This window comes from Arthrobacter sp. B0316-1-20, assembly GCF_059091865.1.
This window is the reverse complement of sequence record NZ_JBNHHC010000003.1, coordinates 163567-179496: the sequence shown is the minus strand read 5'-3', so window position 1 is coordinate 179496 and position 15930 is coordinate 163567. Positions and strand designations below refer to the sequence as shown.

The window sequence follows — 15930 nt, the reverse complement described above, 5'->3', positions numbered from 1 at the left end:
CGATCAGCTAGCCGGCCGGTTCTTCGTACTTCGGGAAGATCGGCGTGGGCGCCGGCAACAGGGTGCCCGGCACCAAAGCCGTGCCGATGGCAGCGAAGTCGCGGGCGCCGTCGTCGTCCTGTCCCAGCACGTCCAGCAGCTTGCCGGCCGCGGCGGGCATGACCGGCTGGACCAGGATGGAGACGATGCGCAGCACCTCGAGCGTCACGTAGAGCACGGTGTTCATCCGCTCCACATCCGTCTTGCGCAGCACCCAGGGAGCCTGTTCCGCGAAGTACGCGTTGGTGTCGCCAAGCACGGTCCAGATGGCTTCGAGCGACCCGTGGAAATCCTGGACCTCATAGGCCGCCCGGGACTTCTCGAGGAGGCGCTCGGCGCGGGCCAGCAGTTCGTGGTCCTCGGCGGCGAGCGTCGCGGGCTGCGGGACCTTGCCCTCGCAGTTCTTCGCCACCATGGACAGCGACCGCTGGGCGAGGTTGCCCAGGTTGTTGGCCAGGTCCGCGTTCATCCGGCCGACCACGGCATCGTGGTTGTAGGAGCCGTCGGCGCCGAAGGGAACTTCGCGCAGCAGGAAGAAGCGCACCTGGTCCAGGCCGTACTGCGCCACCCATTCGGCGGGAGCGACCACGTTGCCCAGCGACTTGGACATCTTCACGCCGTTGTTGTTCAGGAAGCCGTGGATCATGACGCGCTTGGGCAGTTCCAGCCCGGCCGACATCAGGAAGGCGGGCCAGTAGACGGCGTGGAAGCGGGAGATGTCCTTGCCGATCACGTGGACGTCGGCCGGCCAGAACTTCTTGAACGACTCCGACTCCGTGTCCGGGTAGCCGACGCCGGTGAGGTAGTTGGTCAGCGCGTCGACCCAGACGTACATGACGTGCTTGTCGTTGCCCGGCACGGGCACGCCCCAGTCGAAGGTGGTCCGGGAGATGGACAGGTCCTCCAGGCCGCCCTTGACGAAGCTGATGACCTCGTTGAAGCGGCTGCGCGGGGCGCCGAAATCGGGGTGCTCTTCATAGAGCTTGAGCAGCTTGTCCTGGTAGTTGGAGAGCCGGAAGAAGTAGCTCTCCTCCTCGGTCCACGTCAGTTCGGTGTCGGTCTGGACGGAGTAGCGCTTGCCGTCTTCGCGGAGCTCGGTCTCGTCCTCGGCGTAATAGGCCTCGTCGCGGACCGAGTACCAGCCCTCGTACTTGCCCAGGTAGATGTCCCCGGCCTCTTCCATCTTCTTCCAGATGGCCTGGGAAGCGGCGTAGTGATCGGCGTCGGTGGTGCGGATAAACCGGTCGTAGGAGATCTCCAGGACCTGGTGGGCCGACTTGTAAGCCGCGGTGTTCCGGTCCACCAATTCCTTCGGGGTCATGCCCTCCTTGGCGGCGGTCTGGGCGATCTTCATGCCGTGCTCGTCGGTGCCGGTCAGGAACATGACGTCGTAACCGTCCAGGCGCTTGAAGCGGGCCATCGCGTCGGTCGCAATGTACTCGTAGGCATGGCCGATATGCGGCACGCCGTTGGGGTACGTGATGGCCGTGGTGATGTAGAACGGGGGCTTGGGCTCGGATGCGGTCACCCTATGAAATTACCCTCTGCGTTCGGCGGTGTCGAAATGTGCGACGCCCGCGGTAGGTGCGTGGTAGGTCGGTAGCCGTCGGGTTTTATCCACAGATGGGCCGGCGGGATCGACGGCGGACGGGAGGTGAGGGCAGGTTGGTGCCATGCCTGCTTCTTCTCCTCCCCGGTTGGTGGATCTCCCTCCGGCCCGGTTGATGACTTTTTCCGAGTTGCGACACTCAAACTACGAGGAGAGCGAGATAGCTGCGGCGCTCCGGGCGCGCAACATCGTGAGAGTAAGGCACGGTGTTTATGCCTCGGCAGCGTACTGGCGGACGCTGAAGCCGTGGGATCGCGATGTCTGGATGATTCGCGCCCATCATCTTGCTACACGCTCCGAGCTGGTCTACACCCACGTCTCGGCTGCCCGCCTGTGGGGCATGGATGTCTGGAACGCGACCAGTGAGATCCACGTGGCCCAGGGAACGAGGCACGGCGACAATTCCGCCGGCGCGGTTCGGCACCAGTTGACGCTTGCCGACCATGAAGTGGCGTCGCTGGACGGTTTCCGCCTGACCAGCAGGGAGCGCACCGTCGTCGACTGTGCCAAGCTCCTGCCTTTCGACGTGGCGACGGTCATTGCAGATTCGGCCCTGCACGGCGGCGCCAGCCGGGACGGAATCGTTGCGATCCTCGATCAACAGGCCGGCTACGCCAATGTCCGCAAAGCCCGCCGGGTGGTGGCCGCCGCGAGGGAGTTGAGCGAATCCGCAGGCGAGACCAGGCTCCGGCTCAAGGTGATCGAATGGGGATTCCCGCCGCCGGTTTTGCAGTATGGGATCGACACAGCCAGCGGACGGTATCGGGCAGACCTGGCATGGCCGGAACTGATGCTGATCCTGGAGTTCGACGGCGACACCAAGTACGGCCGGGCGCCGACTGACTTTGTGCTGCTGGAGGAGCGGAAACGAGAAACTGCGCTGATGGAATGCGGCTGGAGCTTTGTCCGCGTCCGCTGGCCGGAGCTGGATCACGAGGCGGCTCTGAGGAACCGCATAGCCAGGGCCTACAACCGGGCCGTCTACGCAAGCGGTCGGCCCCCGGCCGCTTAGGACAACGGCTAACGGCGCGTCCCGTTGCCCGGTGCAGGGTTTACCGGTCAGTGCAGGGGGCGTGGACCCTGCACTGAAGGATTTACCCCGCACCGGAAGCACCTGCCGGGAACTCGGCGCGTACCGCGGTGGCTAATGGCCGTCGGCCCGGACCGTAGGGCCGGCAGGTCAACGTCTCCCGGCGCCTGCCCGCCCGCCGGCATGTCACGGGCGCGGGCTTGGCCTTGGAGGTGCCTCTGCCCTCGGGCGCCGGTTCGTCGCTACGTTGCGCGGGCGCTAGTTCATCCGGGTGCTGCTGTCCGCGGCCTTGATGAGTTCCTGGTCGTGGGACGCCACGAGCACGGCAATGCCGTCCTTGGTGGTGTCCTTCAGGATGTGAATGATCTTGTTGGCCTGTTCGCGGTCCAGGTTGGCGGTGGGCTCGTCCACGACCAGGACCTTGGTGCCCAGGATCAGCGCCCGGGCGATGGCCACCCGCTGGCGTTCACCGCCGGAGAGCTGGCCCGGACGGTGGCGCATGCGGCGGCCCAGCCCGACCAGGTCCAGCAGGTCCTTGGCCATCTCGGTGCGCTCTTCCACCTTGCCGTCGGGCACGGCGGGCAGCAGGACGTTCTCCAGCGCGCTCATTCCGTCGATCAGCGCGCCGCCTTGGTCCACGTAGCCGATCAGGGCCCGGCGGCGGTCGGAGATCTCGTCGTCGTCCATGGTGCTGAGGGCGTCGCCCTGCCAGAACACCTCGCCGGCCGTGGGCTGCTGCAGCCCGGCGGCCACGGTGAGGATGCTGGTCTTGCCGGAGCCGCTGCGGCCGGCCAGGCAGTGCATGGTGCCGGCTTCCAGGCCGAGGTCGAAGTCGTCGGCAATCACGAGCGGCTCGGCACCGCCGTCGTACCGGATGGTGATGCCCCGCAGCTCCACCGGCATGGCATGGTCGGCGGTGCGCTCCTTGGTGGCGGCGCGGGTCAGGGGTTCTTCGATCATTTCCGGGTCCTTGTCATCAAAACAAACCAAAGGAGCACGGCCGCGATGCCAGCGGCAGCGGCCCACACCGCGGTATGCGGTGCAATAAACAGGGCGGTCACGACGGCGCCGATGACCGCCAGCGGCAGGGCGACGGCGGCGGTGATGCCGGCCTCGCCGCGGCGGGCCTGCAGCAGCAGCGTGGGCGTCCAGCCCATGGCGCCGAGGATGGCAAACTGTTCGCGCTTGCGGCGCGCCTCGAACCGGGTGGTCATCAGCGCCAGCAACAGCGCCGTGACCACGCCGAGCAGCGCCAGCGCGATGTTCAGGCCGCTCAGCTGTGCGGCGGCCAGCGAACCGAGCGCTGTGCTGCCGGCTGCCCGCGGAATGTCCGCCAGCACCGCCATCAGGGCTCCGGCCGCGGCGCCGAGCACCGCGACGCCCAGCGCGATGGCCACGGTGTTGAACCGGTTGGTGCTCAGCTGGCGGGCGGCGAACTGCAGCGGTGTCTTCACCGACGGCACACCGGCCGCCCCCGACGGTTCGACGTCCTTCGCCGGGTGCGGCTTGAGCATGGCGGCGGAGATGAAGGCGGAGGCACCGTAGACGACCAGCGCGATCAGCGACACCCACAGGGTCACGGCGCTGCGGCTGATGGCGCTGGCCACGACGGCCACCACCAGCACGGCGACGCCGCCGACCAGCAGCTCGTTCAGGAACCAGGAGCGGATGCGCCGCCGGTTCCAGCCCATGGCCCGCAGCGTCACGGCTTCGGTCCGGCGGGAGCGGGTGAAGGCGACGGCGCTGGCGGCGGTCAACAGGGCCGCGCCGCCGACGGTCAGGGCCAGCAACGCCGCGCTGGAGGCGCTCAGGGCGCCCTGCACCTCGCCGGCCGCGCCCTGGCGGACCCAGGACTGCTGCACGGTGCCGAGGTCGCTGACCGTGCCGGAGGCGTCCTTGTAGTAGTCCGGCACGTAGATGGACACGTCTTCGCGGGCCGAGCCGGCCACCACCTGGGTCTGCAGGCCGAGGTCCTCGATCGCGGCGGCCACGGCGTTGATCTGGTCTTCGGCGTCGGCCCACGAGCCGGCGGCGTCGACGCGGACGCGGACCGCGTCGATGACCGGCTCCTCGGCGCCGGTGCCGCGGACGGCGGCCAGTCCGGCGAAGTCGGTGATGGCGCCCGCGGACTGCACGGACAGGCCGGCGCCGCTGAGGCCCGGCTTCATCACGGTGTCGTCGACGTTGTTGCCCTCGGCGTCTTTGGTGATGGTCACCGGCGTCGGGTCGTACCCGCCCAACGGCAGGTAGTTCACGTCGCCGGCGGCCTCGCGCACGGCGGAAGCGTCGAACGTGCCGTAGACGAAGGGCAGCGGAGTGGCGGATTCGCCGCCGGAATCCACGGTGCTGCGGTAGGACTGCTCTTCCACCGGTTCCCGCTGGCTCTGGTCCGGTTCCAGCTGCCACTGGAGGGTCTTCTCCGGCAGCTTGTTGACCTGGATCCAACCCTGCGGCGTGGCGGTCTGCTCCGCGCTCCCGTCGCTGGCGGCATCCCCGGCGGTGAACTCCGGGTTGGACATGAAGTCCGTGGTCCACACCGGCGGCTGGTGCAGGCCGGCGACCATCTGGACGCCGCCGGAGCCCAGCAGGTAGTTGTAGTCCTCTCCGCCGGGCCAGCGCAGCTGGAAGGGCTTGCTGGAGGCGAAGGGCAGGTAGCCCTCCCCCAGCTCCTTGCTGACGGTGCCGACCTCCGAAACGGTGTTGCCGGCGTCGTCCAGTTCTTCGATGGTGACCGAGTAGGTCAGGTCGAGGTCGGTGCCGGAGCGGACCACCATGGGGATGACCTGGGATTCCTCGTCCAGCGTGCCGGCTTCCACCGCGTTCTGGTACTGGACAAAGAACGGGCTCCAGAACTCGAACGGGTGCCCATCGATGGCGGCGCCTTCGCCGCCCTCGGAGAACATGCCCATGCCGAACTGCGAGGAGAAGTGCTGGCCCAGTTCCTGGGCGTTGCGGTCGGTCGGTTCCGGTGCCTGCTTGAGCGGGGCCAGGAAGTCGCCGGCCTCGCCGAGCAGCGCGGATTCGGCCGCCGGGTCCACGGCAACCACCGTCTCGGTGATCTGCGGGAGCATGGGCAGCGCGATGGTGGTGTCGAAATCGCCGTGCATGCTGCCGCCGGCCGGGTCCGGGAACTTGATGCCGGTTTCGCCCTTGGGGGCCACGGTGCGCAGGCTGGTGCCGCCGGGTACTTTCAGCTCCTCCAGCTTCGCCTGGCCCAGGGAACCCTCGGCGGCTGTTTCAAAGAGGACGGTGTCCGACAGGCCGTCGGAGCTGACGGCCTTGGCGGTGATGCGGTAGTTCGTCGGTTCTTCGTTGAAGACGGAATCCGGCGCCGGCCACTCTTCCTTCGGCACGGCGTCCTTGATGCCCTGGCCCTTGAGGTACTGCTCGATGTTCGGGTTGTAGCCGACGTAATCGGTGGCCTTCAGCTGCGGGAACTCGATGTCCTGGACCACCTTGGACACGAGCGAAATCGGGGCGGCGACGGAGACGCCGTCGATTCCCCGGACCTGCTCCAGATCCGACGCGGCGATGCCGCCGTTGCCGCTGAGGAAGTCCGGCTGGCGCAGTTCGTCGCCCGCGGTGCCCTCGGGCAGGACCAGGATGTCGTACACGCCGCGGGTGTTGGCGTCGACGATCCGGGTCAGCGATGCCTGTGCCCGACCCTGGACGAAAATGGAAAGGACCATTGCCGCGATCAGGACGGCGACCGTCACCACGAGCGAACGGCTGCGCATGAAGCGTGACGCAGCGTTGAACCGGATTTCCACAGAATCACTCCATACGGCAGCAAAAAGGCCAGAGGTCGAATTGACCCGGCATTAAGGTTCTCACGAGGTGAGCGCAGGCGAGGAATCGACCCGCGGGTCTGCGTAAAGCCCGCCCGGCCCCGGGGGAACAGCATGGACCGGGCGCGCTTTACCGCGCGGCGAGAGTCAGTCCTGCAGGTCGACTTCGCGGGCCACGACGGCGCCGATCTCCGCGCTGAGCCTTTCCAGCAGGTCCTGCGGCAGGGCGCTGTCCACGGTCAGCACGGCCAACGCCTGCTTGCTGGCGTCGTTGCGGGCCACCTGCATGCCGGCGATGTTGATGTCCTGCTCGCCCAGCAGCCGGCCCAGGGTGCCGATGACGCCCGGACGGTCCTCGTAGAGGAAGACGATCACGTGTTCGCTGATCGGCATCTCCACCTCGTAGCCGTTGATGGCCACGATCTTCTGGATCTGCTTGGGGCCGGTCAGCGTGCCGGAGACGGAGATCTGCGAACCGTCCGACAGGGCGCCGCGGATGGTGAGCACGTTGCGGTACTCTTCGGACTCCGTGGTGGTGATCAGGCGGGTGTTGATGCCGCGTTGCTCGGCCAGCACGGGGGCGTTGACGTAGGAGACCTGCTCGGAGACGACGTCCCGGAAGACGCCCTTGAGCGCGGCCAGTTCCAGCGCCTTCACATCCAGCTCGGCGATTTCGCCGGCCACTTCGACGTCGATCTGGGTCACCGAGTCGTGGGTCAGCGCGGTGAAGATCCGGCCGAGCTTTTCGATCAGCGGGATGCCCGGGCGGACGTCCGGGGCGATCACGCCACCGGCCACGTTCACGGCGTCGGGCACAAGTTCCCCGGCCAGCGCCAGGCGCACGGACTTGGCCACGGAGATGCCGGCCTTCTCCTGCGCTTCCTCGGTGGAGGCGCCCAGGTGCGGGGTGACCACCACGTTCTCCAGTTCGAAGAACGGCAGGTCGGTGCTCGGCTCGGTGACGAAGACGTCGATGGCGGCGCCGGCGATCTTGCCTTCCTTCAGCGCGTCGTAGAGCGCGGCTTCGTCGATCAGGCCGCCGCGGGCCACGTTGACCACGCAGGCTGTGTGCTTCATCTTTTCGAAGGCGGCGGCACCGATCATGCCCACCGTCTCCGGGGTCTTCGGCATGTGGATGGTGATGAAGTCGGACTGCTCCAGCAGCTCGTCCAGGCTAACCAGCTGCACGCCCAGCTGGGCGGCGCGGGCGCTGGTCACGTACGGGTCGTAGGCCAGGATCTGGGTCTCGAACGCCTGCATCCGCGCGGCGATCAGGGCGCCGATGCGGCCCAGGCCGATGATGCCGATCTTCTTCTCGTAGATCTCGGTGCCGGTGTACTTGGAGCGCTTCCACTCGCCGCCCTTGAGCGAGGCGTTCGCGGCGGGGATGTGGCGGGCCAGGGCCAGGATGTGGCCGACGGTCAGTTCAGCGGCGGAGACGATGTTGGAGGTCGGAGCGTTCACGACCATGACGCCGGCCTGGGTGGCGGCCTTGATGTCCACGTTGTCCAGGCCCACGCCGGCGCGGGCGATGACCTTCAGGTTCTTGGCCGCGGCAATGGCCTCGGCGTCCACCTTGGTGGCGGAGCGGACCAGGATGGCGTCGACGTCGGCAATCGCGGCCAGCAGCTGGGACCTGTCGGCTCCATCGGTCTGCCGGATCTCGAAGTCGGGCCCAAGGGCTTCGATGGTCGCCGGGGAGAGTTCCTCCGCCAGCAGGACTACTGGTTTTTCCACAGGGGTGTTCCTTCGCTGCAAGCATGGTGATGGCCGTGCGTATAGATGGGGGTGACTCCAGTCTAGAACGGCTGCGGCCCTGTCCCCCAGTTGTTACCGGTACCGGCCGGCCGGCACCGGCCCGGCGAAACGGCGGGCCATGGGAATCGTGACGACGACGGCGGGCGCCACGGAAACATGACGACGACGACGGCGCGCCTCGGGAGCCGTGACGACGACGGCGGGGCCTTCCGGAAACGCGACGGCCGGCGCCCGCAGTGGGCGCCGGCCGTCGGACTGACCTAGCGGGCTGCTACGCCCTCGGTGTAGTCGTCGTCGGACTTGATCCAGGAGAACAGCTTGCGCAGCTCGCGCCCGGTGGCCTCGATCGGGTGGTCTTCGCCCTTCTGGCGCAGCTCCAGGAACTCCTTGGCGCCGTTGGCCTGGTCGTCCATGAAGCGCTTGGCGAAGGAGCCGTTCTGGATGTCGGCCAGGACTGCCTTCATGTTCTCCTTCACCTCCGGGGTGATCACGCGGGGGCCGGAGACGTAGTCGCCGAACTCGGCGGTGTCGGAGACAGACCAGCGCTGCTTGGCGATGCCGCCTTCGACCATCAGGTCAACGATCAGCTTGAGCTCGTGCAGCACCTCGAAGTAGGCGATCTCCGGCTTGTAGCCGGCCTCGGTCAGGGTCTCGAAGCCGTACTGCACCAGCTGCGAGGCGCCGCCGCAGAGCACTGCCTGCTCGCCGAACAGGTCGGTCTCGGTCTCTTCGGTGAAGGTGGTCTCGATGACGCCGGCGCGGGTGCCGCCGATGCCCTTGGCGTAGGAGAGCGCCAGGGCCTTGGCGCTGCCGGTGAAGTCCTGCTCGATGGCGATCAGGTCCGGGACACCGCGGCCGGCCTCGAACTCGCGGCGCACGATGTGGCCCGGGCCCTTCGGGGCGACCAGGGCGACGTCGACGTTGGCCGGCGGCTGGATGAAGCCGTAGCGGATGTTGAAGCCGTGGCCGAAGAACAGGGCGTTGCCCTCTTCGAGCTTGTCGGCGATGGACTCGGCGTAGACCTTCGCCTGGACCTGGTCCGGGGTCAGGATCATGATGACGTCGGCCTCGGCGGCAGCGTCGGCGACGGAGAGGACCTTCAGGCCCTCGGCCTCGGCCTTGGCGCGGGACTTGGAGCCCTCGGCCAGGCCGACGCGGACGTCGACGCCGGAGTCGCGCAGGCTCAGGGCATGGGCATGGCCCTGGCTGCCGTAGCCAATGACAGCGACCTTGCGGCCCTGGATGATCGAAAGGTCGGCGTCGTCGTCGTAATACAGCTCAGTCACTTAGGTTTCTCCTGTTGGGATTGCGTGGAAAGGAATCAGGCGGAACGCAGCGCGCGGTCGCTCATGGAGCGGGAGCCGCGGCCAATGGCCAGCGTTCCGGATTGGACTATTTCGCGGATGCCAAACGGCTCCAGCACTGCAAGCAGGGCCTCGAGCTTATCGGCGGTGCCGGTGGCCTCCAGGACCAACGAGTCGGTGGACACGTCGACCACGGAGGCGCGGAACAAGTCTGCTGCCTGGGTTACCTGCAGCCGTGTTGCGGCATCCGCGCGGACCTTGACCAGGATGTGGTCGCGTTGCACGGAAGTTTCGGGAACCAGCTCGACAATCTTGATGACGTTGATGAGCTTGTTCAGTTGTTTGGTGACCTGCTCCAGCAGGTCGCCCTCGGCCTCGACCACCACGGTAATGCGGGAGAACCCGTCTGCTTCCGTGGGGCCGACGGCCAGAGAATGGATGTTGAACGCCCGGCGGGCGAAGAGGCTGGCGACGCGGGTCAGCACGCCCGGGACGTCCTCCACCAGCACTGAAAGGGTATGGCGGGACATTCCTAGTCCTCCTCTTCCCACTCGGGGGTCATGTCGCGGGCAATCTGGATCAGGTCGTTGCTCACGCCGGAGGGGACCATCGGCCACACCATGGCGTTGGGGCTGACCACGAAGTCGATCACCACGGGGCGGTCGTTGATCGCCAGCGCCTGCTGGATGGTGGCGTCGATGTCCTCCGGACGTTCGCAGCGCAGGCCCACGCAGTCGTAGGCGTCGGCCATCTTCACGAAGTCCGGCACCCGCACGGTGTCGTGGCCGGTGTTCAGGTCGGTGTTGGAGTACCGGCCGTCGTAGAACAGGGTCTGCCACTGGCGGACCATGCCCAGCGAGGAGTTGTTGATCACCGCGACCTTGATGGGGATGTTGTTCAGCCGGCAGGTGGCCAGTTCCTGGTTGGTCATCTGGAAGCAGCCGTCGCCGTCGATGGCCCAGACCACGCGGTCCGGGTTGCCCACCTTGGCGCCCATGGCGGCCGGCACCGAGTAGCCCATGGTGCCCAGGCCGCCGGAGTTCAGCCAGGCGTGCGGGCGCTCGTACTTGATGAACTGCGCGCTCCACATCTGGTGCTGGCCCACCCCGGCGACGTAGACGCCTTCCGGCCCGGTCAGCTCGCCGATCCGCTGGATCACCTGCTGCGGGGCCATCAGGCCGTCGTCGGGCTCGGCGAAGCCCAGCGGGTAGGTCTCGCGCAGCCGCTCCAGCGTGGCCCACCAGGCGGAGAGGTCCGGGGTTCCCTCGGCGGCGAACCGCTCGCGGCAGGCCTCGGCCAGTTCCGGAATGATCTCCTTGACCGAACCGACGATCGGCACGTCGGCGGTGCGGTTCTTGGAGATCTCCGCCGGGTCGATGTCCGCGTGGATCACCTTGGCACCCGGGGCGAAGCTGCTCAGCACGCCGGTGACGCGGTCGTCGAAGCGGGCGCCGAGCGTGATCAGCAGGTCGGCCTGCTGCAGCGCAGTCACCGCCGAGACGGAGCCGTGCATGCCCGGCATCCCCACGTGCTGCGGGTGCGAGTCCGGGAACACGCCGCGGGCCATCAGCGTGGTGGCCACCGGGGCGCCCACCAGCTCGGCCAGCTCGCGCAGCTCCTGCGACGCGTGGGCCTTGATCACGCCGCCGCCCACGTAGAAGGCCGGGCGCTCCGCCGCGGCGATCAGCTTGGCGGCCTCGCGGACCTGCTTGGAGTGCCCGCGGACCACGGTGCGGTAGCCGGGGATGTCGATCTTCGGCGGCCACGAAAAGCTCATCGTGGACTGCTGGGCGTCCTTGGTGATGTCCACCAGCACCGGGCCGGGGCGGCCGGTGGTGGCGATATGGAACGCCTCGGCCAGGGCGCGGGGAATGTCCTGCGCCTTGGTGACCAGGTAGGAGTGCTTGGTGATCGGCATGGTGATGCCGACGATGTCCGCTTCCTGGAACGCGTCCGAGCCGATCACGGCCGAGGAGACCTGCCCGGTGATCGCCACCATCGGCACCGAGTCCATGTGCGCGTCGGCAATGGCGGTGACCAGGTTGGTGGCCCCCGGGCCGGAGGTGACAATGCAGACACCGGGGCGGCCGGTGACCATGGCATAACCCTGTGCGGCGTGGCCTGCACCCTGTTCATGACGGACCAAGACGTGGTTGATCTTGGCCGAATCCATGAGCGGGTCGTAGGTGGGGAGGATGGCCCCGCCCGGCAACCCGAAGACGTCATCGACGCCCAGTTCTTCCAGCGAACGGACAACGGCTTGTGAGCCGGTCATTTCCGTGGGCGGCACGATGTTGTTCGGCCCGACTACCGGGCTGAGGCCGTCCACGACGGAAGAGACAGAGGCAGCTACATCTTTGGTTTTGACAGCGTCGGGCGAGGCCGGCGCCTTATTGGCCATCAGCGAGGGGCTGATTGGCGATCCCTTAGTCATCGGATTTCCTTTGCGGATCTTGATGTTCTCTGATGTGCTTGCCGTCCTCCGCGAGCGGGGAACGGCCCTGTTCTCTTCTGCAAATAAAAAAACCCCGTCGAGCCGGTTGGCTCCGATGGGGTTTCGCGCGTGACGTGGTCGTGCCAGACGGGCGTTTACGCCACGCGCTTGGTAAGGACGACCACGGATACGCTTTGCATGGCTTCAGTCTCGTGCCACGCGGATATCAGTGTCAACCTGAGACGTCGCCGTCTCATTATTTGGGCACTTGAGTCCAAAGAATGGACTCCCGGCGCCCGGGAGGGTCACGACGGCGGGCGCCCGCCTCGCGGAGGGGAGGCGCCCGCCGTCGTGGTTCAGCTGCAGTACGCGCCGGTGGAGGCGGAGTTCACGAGCTTGACGTACTTGGCCAGCACGCCGGTGGTGAACTTCGGCGCCAGCGGTTCCCAGCCCACCCGGCGCGCTTCCAGTTCGGCCTCGTCGACCAGCAGGTCGAAGCTGCGGGCGGCGATGTCCACGCGGATCAGATCGCCGTCGCGCACGAACGCGATGGGGCCGCCGTCGACCGCTTCCGGCGCCACGTGCCCGATGCACAGGCCGGTGGTGCCGCCGGAGAACCGGCCGTCGGTGAGCAGCAGCACGTCCTTGCCGAGGCCGGCGCCCTTGATGGCGCCCGTGATGGCCAGCATCTCGCGCATGCCCGGGCCGCCCTTGGGGCCCTCGTAGCGGATGACCACCACGTCGCCGGCCTTGATCTGCCCGTTGTCCAGCGCGTCCAGGGCGCCCTGCTCGCGTTCGAACACGCGGGCGGTGCCCTCGAAGACGTCGGCGTCGAAGCCCGCGGACTTGACCACGGCGCCCTCGGGAGCCAGCGAACCGTGCAGGATGGTCACGCCGCCGGTCTTGTGGATGGGGTTGTCCAAGGCGCGCAGGATCTTGCCGTCCGGGTCCGGCGGGTTGATGGCCGCCAGGTTCTCGGCCACGGTCTTGCCGGTCACGGTCAGGCAGTCGCCGTGCAGCAGGCCCGCATCCAGCAGCGCCTTCATGACCACCGGGACGCCGCCGATCTTGTCCAGGTCGAACATCACGTGGCGGCCGAAGGGCTTCATGTCGGCCAGGTGCGGGACCTTGTCGCCGATCCGGTTGAAGTCGTCCAGCGTCAGGTCCACCTCCGCCTCGCGGGCGATCGCCAGCAGGTGCAGCACGGCGTTGGTGGAGCCGCCGAAGGCCATGGTCACCGCGATGGCGTTCTCGAAGGCCTTCTTGGTCATGATGTCGCGGGCGCGGATGCCCTTGCGCAGCAGGTTCACCACGGCCTCGCCGGACTTGTGCGCGAAGTTGTCGCGGCGGCGGTCCGCCGAGGGCGGCGCGGCCGAGCCCGGCAGGGACATTCCCATGGCCTCGCCGATGGAGGCCATGGTGTTGGCCGTGTACATGCCGCCGCAGGCGCCTTCGCCCGGGCAGATGGCGCGTTCGATCGAGTCCAAGTCCTTGCGGCTCATCTTGCCGGCGGCGCAGGCACCCACGGCCTCGAAGGCGTCGATCAGCGTGACTTCCTTCTCCGAACCGTCCTCCATCTTCGCGAAGCCCGGCATGATCGTGCCGGCGTAGAGGAACACCGAGGAGAGGTTCAGGCGGGCGGCGGCCATCAGCATGCCCGGCAGCGACTTGTCGCAGCCGGCCAGCAGCACGGAACCGTCGAGGCGCTCGGCCATCATGACCGTTTCCACCGAGTCGGCGATGACCTCGCGGGAGACCAGCGAGAAGTGCATGCCCTCGTGCCCCATGGAAATGCCGTCGGAGACGGAGATGGTGCCGAACTGCATCGGGAAACCGCCGCCGGCGTGGACGCCTTCCTTGGCGCCCTGGGCCAGCCGGTTCAGCGACAGGTTGCAGGGGGTGATTTCGTTCCAGGAGCTCGCGATGCCAATCTGCGGCTTGGCGAAGTCCTCGTCGCCCATCCCTACGGCTCGGAGCATGCCGCGCGCCGGAGCGGCGTGGATGCCATCGGTTACTACCCGGCTACGGGGCTTGATGTCTGGGGTTGCGTCCGCACTCATGGCATCGATTCTATGACCCGCGCCGCCATGGCAGGGCCATATTACGACGGCGGTGCCTCGGCTGGCCCGGCGCCCCCCGGCCCGGGCCGCCGCCGGGCTGCCCGGATCCGGCCGCCCTGCCGCGCGCCGGGGCTGCCCGGATCCGGCCGCCCTCAGCCCTGCTGGCTGGCGATCGCCGCCGCCTCCTGCTGCAGCATTCCGATCACGCGGTGCACGCTGCTGCGCTCGGCCACGTCGCTGCGGGCCAGCACCACGATGGTCCGGCGGGCGCGGATCCCCTCCAGCGGGCGCATCACGAAGCCGCGGGTGGACTGCGCCTTCCGGGAGGTAAAGCGCGGGACCACGGCGAGCCCGTGCCCGGCGGCCACCATGGCCTCCATCACGCGCAGGTCGGCGTAGCGTGTGGTGCGCTTGGCGAGCCTGCCGGTGCGCGCTTCGATCTGGCGCAGCACCTGCTCGAAGGGAAAGCCCTGCGGGACGCCGATCCACGGGTGGTCCACCACGTCCTCGGGCCGGAGGACGTCCAGTGCCGCCAGCGGATGGCCGGCGGGCATGGCCACGTCCAGTGGTTCGTCCAGCAACGGCAGCACGGTGATGCCGTTGCGGGCGAAGGCCTCAACGCCCTGCTGGCTGTGGGCCAGCACCAGGTCGTAGTCGGCCGCCAGCGGCAGGAACCCCTCGACGGACGGGTCTTCCAGGCAGGGGTCGAAGTGCAGCCCCTCGATGTCCTGCAGCCGGTACATCAGGCCCGGCAGGAACATTTCCGCCGCACTGGGAAAGAACGCGGCACGGATTTGGTTTTGCCAGCCGCTGCGGTAGCCGTCCACGGTGGCCTGCGCCCGCTCCATCGCCGCGGAGACGTCCGCGGCGGCTGCTGCCATGGCCAGCCCGGCCTCGGTCAGCCGCACTCCCCTGCCGGCTTTCTCCACCAGCGTGACGCCCACCTCCCGCTGCAGCGCCTTCAGCTGCTGGGAGACGGCCGAGGCTGTGATCTTCATCGCAGCGGCGGTGGCGACGACTGACCCGCGGTCGCCCAGTTCCCGCAGAATCTGCAGCCGCCTCATGTCCATAAAGAGATACTACATAGTGAGGTAAGTAACGTTAGCTTGAACTTGACGGTTGCCCCGGTTGACAATAGCGGCATGACAGTCTCAGTTGCCCTGACCGCAGTAGGGATGGCCGCCGTCTTGGCGCGCCTCGCCGTCGTTGTCCGCCGCGACCATGGCCCGGTTCCCCGCAGCCACACGTGGGAGACCGACCATTCGGCCATGCCGGTGAAAGCGGTCGACGCCGTCTGACTTCCACCTTTACAATCAAGCGCCGGGCACCACATGGGCCAGGCGCTTTTTTGTGGGTCCGGTTCCTTAGGCTGACGGCAGCGCCCCGCGCTTCCGGCGCCGCAGGCGCCCAGCACTCCCGCCCGATTACGCACCTTCCGAAGGCCACATGCCCACCAGCGACGAACTCAAGGACGCGCTTAGCGCCATCTTTGACTCCCAGATTCCCAACTACGGCGACTACAACCTCGTCTTCGCCAGCGGCCGCCAGGACGATGCGCACCGGACGCAGGGCGGGACCGAAGACTTTTACGTGATCGGTTACCGCTGGCGGCCGCAGGAACTGGTCATCGCGCCGTTCGACGGCTCCGCGCTGACGGCCGGCGGCACCCCCGTCGCGATCAACATGACCAACATGTCCCACGCAGTCCAGCTCGGCGGCGGGGAATACGAAGTGGGCACCAGCACCGGCAGGACGTTCCGGTTCGGCGTCCAGGCCGAAGGCAGGCTGCCCGCCGAGGGCCACACGATCGACCAGTCCGAAGACCAGCCCGACTTCCACAGCTTCATGGCGGAGCTGATCTTCCGGGCCTAGCGGCCCGCCCCGGGCCTGCAAAGCATCGCCTCAACC

The 15930-nt window shown here is 67.7% G+C and carries 12 protein-coding genes; 3 read left to right on the top strand and 9 right to left on the bottom strand.

Annotated features, from left to right (window positions below; genetic code table 11):
- Window positions 1-7 precede the first annotated feature (7 nt).
- Complete coding sequence (gene metG, locus AC5RW2_RS06035) at window positions 8-1567, bottom strand: methionine--tRNA ligase (RefSeq protein ID WP_494073769.1); 1560 nt, start codon at window positions 1565-1567, stop codon at window positions 8-10.
- 196 nt (window positions 1568-1763) lie between these two features.
- On the opposite strand from metG, the gene AC5RW2_RS06030 reads away from it, so the two are divergent.
- Entirely contained in the window at window positions 1764-2660 is an 897-nt protein-coding gene (locus AC5RW2_RS06030) for a type IV toxin-antitoxin system AbiEi family antitoxin domain-containing protein (RefSeq protein WP_494073768.1), read from the top strand.
- Between the two features lie 276 nt (window positions 2661-2936).
- Here the strand turns inward: AC5RW2_RS06030 and AC5RW2_RS06025 are convergent, their stop codons facing one another.
- From AC5RW2_RS06025 to AC5RW2_RS05990, 8 genes are all read right to left on the bottom strand, one after another.
- A complete protein-coding gene (locus tag AC5RW2_RS06025; protein ID WP_494073767.1) occupies window positions 2937-3638 on the bottom strand; it encodes an ABC transporter ATP-binding protein in 702 nt (233 codons plus the stop codon).
- Window positions 3635-6448 carry an ABC transporter permease gene (locus tag AC5RW2_RS06020; RefSeq protein ID WP_494073766.1) on the bottom strand — a complete coding sequence of 938 codons (2814 nt, stop codon included), beginning with the start codon at window positions 6446-6448 and terminating at the stop codon, window positions 3635-3637. The genes AC5RW2_RS06025 and AC5RW2_RS06020 overlap by 4 nt, the downstream gene beginning before the upstream one ends.
- 165 nt (window positions 6449-6613) lie before the next feature.
- Window positions 6614-8203, bottom strand: coding sequence for a phosphoglycerate dehydrogenase (gene serA, locus AC5RW2_RS06015; RefSeq protein ID WP_494073765.1), 1590 nt, complete (start codon window positions 8201-8203; stop codon window positions 6614-6616).
- Window positions 8204-8484: 281 nt separating this feature from the next.
- Window positions 8485-9510, bottom strand: a complete 1026-nt coding sequence (ilvC, locus tag AC5RW2_RS06010) for a ketol-acid reductoisomerase (RefSeq protein WP_494025684.1) — start codon at window positions 9508-9510, stop codon at window positions 8485-8487.
- A 35-nt stretch (window positions 9511-9545) separates the two neighbouring features.
- The gene (gene ilvN, locus AC5RW2_RS06005) at window positions 9546-10058 is read right to left on the bottom strand and encodes an acetolactate synthase small subunit (protein ID WP_493979937.1); all 513 of its coding nucleotides are present in this window, start codon (window positions 10056-10058) and stop codon (window positions 9546-9548) included.
- A 2-nt stretch (window positions 10059-10060) separates the two neighbouring features.
- Complete coding sequence (locus AC5RW2_RS06000) at window positions 10061-11962, bottom strand: acetolactate synthase large subunit (RefSeq protein WP_494012357.1); 1902 nt, start codon at window positions 11960-11962, stop codon at window positions 10061-10063.
- Between the two features lie 356 nt (window positions 11963-12318).
- Window positions 12319-14022: a dihydroxy-acid dehydratase gene (gene ilvD / locus AC5RW2_RS05995; protein ID WP_494000034.1), complete on the bottom strand. Its 1704-nt coding sequence runs from the start codon at window positions 14020-14022 to the stop codon at window positions 12319-12321.
- 152 nt (window positions 14023-14174) lie between these two features.
- Window positions 14175-15092, bottom strand: coding sequence for a LysR family transcriptional regulator (locus tag AC5RW2_RS05990; RefSeq protein ID WP_494012358.1), 918 nt, complete (start codon window positions 15090-15092; stop codon window positions 14175-14177).
- A 72-nt stretch (window positions 15093-15164) separates the two neighbouring features.
- Between AC5RW2_RS05990 and AC5RW2_RS05985 the strand changes: the two genes are divergently transcribed.
- Together AC5RW2_RS05985 and AC5RW2_RS05980 are read left to right on the top strand one after the other, a co-directional pair.
- Entirely contained in the window at window positions 15165-15320 is a 156-nt protein-coding gene (locus tag AC5RW2_RS05985; protein WP_494000036.1) for a hypothetical protein, read from the top strand.
- A 148-nt stretch (window positions 15321-15468) separates the two neighbouring features.
- Window positions 15469-15894, top strand: a complete 426-nt coding sequence (locus AC5RW2_RS05980) for a hypothetical protein (RefSeq protein ID WP_494012359.1) — start codon at window positions 15469-15471, stop codon at window positions 15892-15894.
- Window positions 15895-15930: the final 36 nt, after the last annotated feature.

Excerpts from the sequence above, each read along its gene's own strand:
- AC5RW2_RS06030 (WP_494073768.1), top strand. The coding sequence starts at position 1,764 with ATGACTTTTTCCGAGTTGCGACACTCAAACTACGAGGAGAGCGAGATA.
- AC5RW2_RS06025 (WP_494073767.1), bottom strand. The coding sequence starts at position 3,638 with ATGATCGAAGAACCCCTGACCCGCGCCGCCACCAAGGAGCGCACCGCC.
- ilvN (WP_493979937.1), bottom strand. The coding sequence starts at position 10,058 with ATGTCCCGCCATACCCTTTCAGTGCTGGTGGAGGACGTCCCGGGCGTG.
- AC5RW2_RS06000 (WP_494012357.1), bottom strand. The coding sequence starts at position 11,962 with ATGACTAAGGGATCGCCAATCAGCCCCTCGCTGATGGCCAATAAGGCG.
- ilvD (WP_494000034.1), bottom strand. The coding sequence starts at position 14,022 with ATGAGTGCGGACGCAACCCCAGACATCAAGCCCCGTAGCCGGGTAGTA.
- AC5RW2_RS05990 (WP_494012358.1), bottom strand. The coding sequence starts at position 15,092 with ATGGACATGAGGCGGCTGCAGATTCTGCGGGAACTGGGCGACCGCGGG.
- AC5RW2_RS05985 (WP_494000036.1), top strand. The coding sequence starts at position 15,165 with ATGACAGTCTCAGTTGCCCTGACCGCAGTAGGGATGGCCGCCGTCTTG.
- AC5RW2_RS05980 (WP_494012359.1), top strand. The coding sequence starts at position 15,469 with ATGCCCACCAGCGACGAACTCAAGGACGCGCTTAGCGCCATCTTTGAC.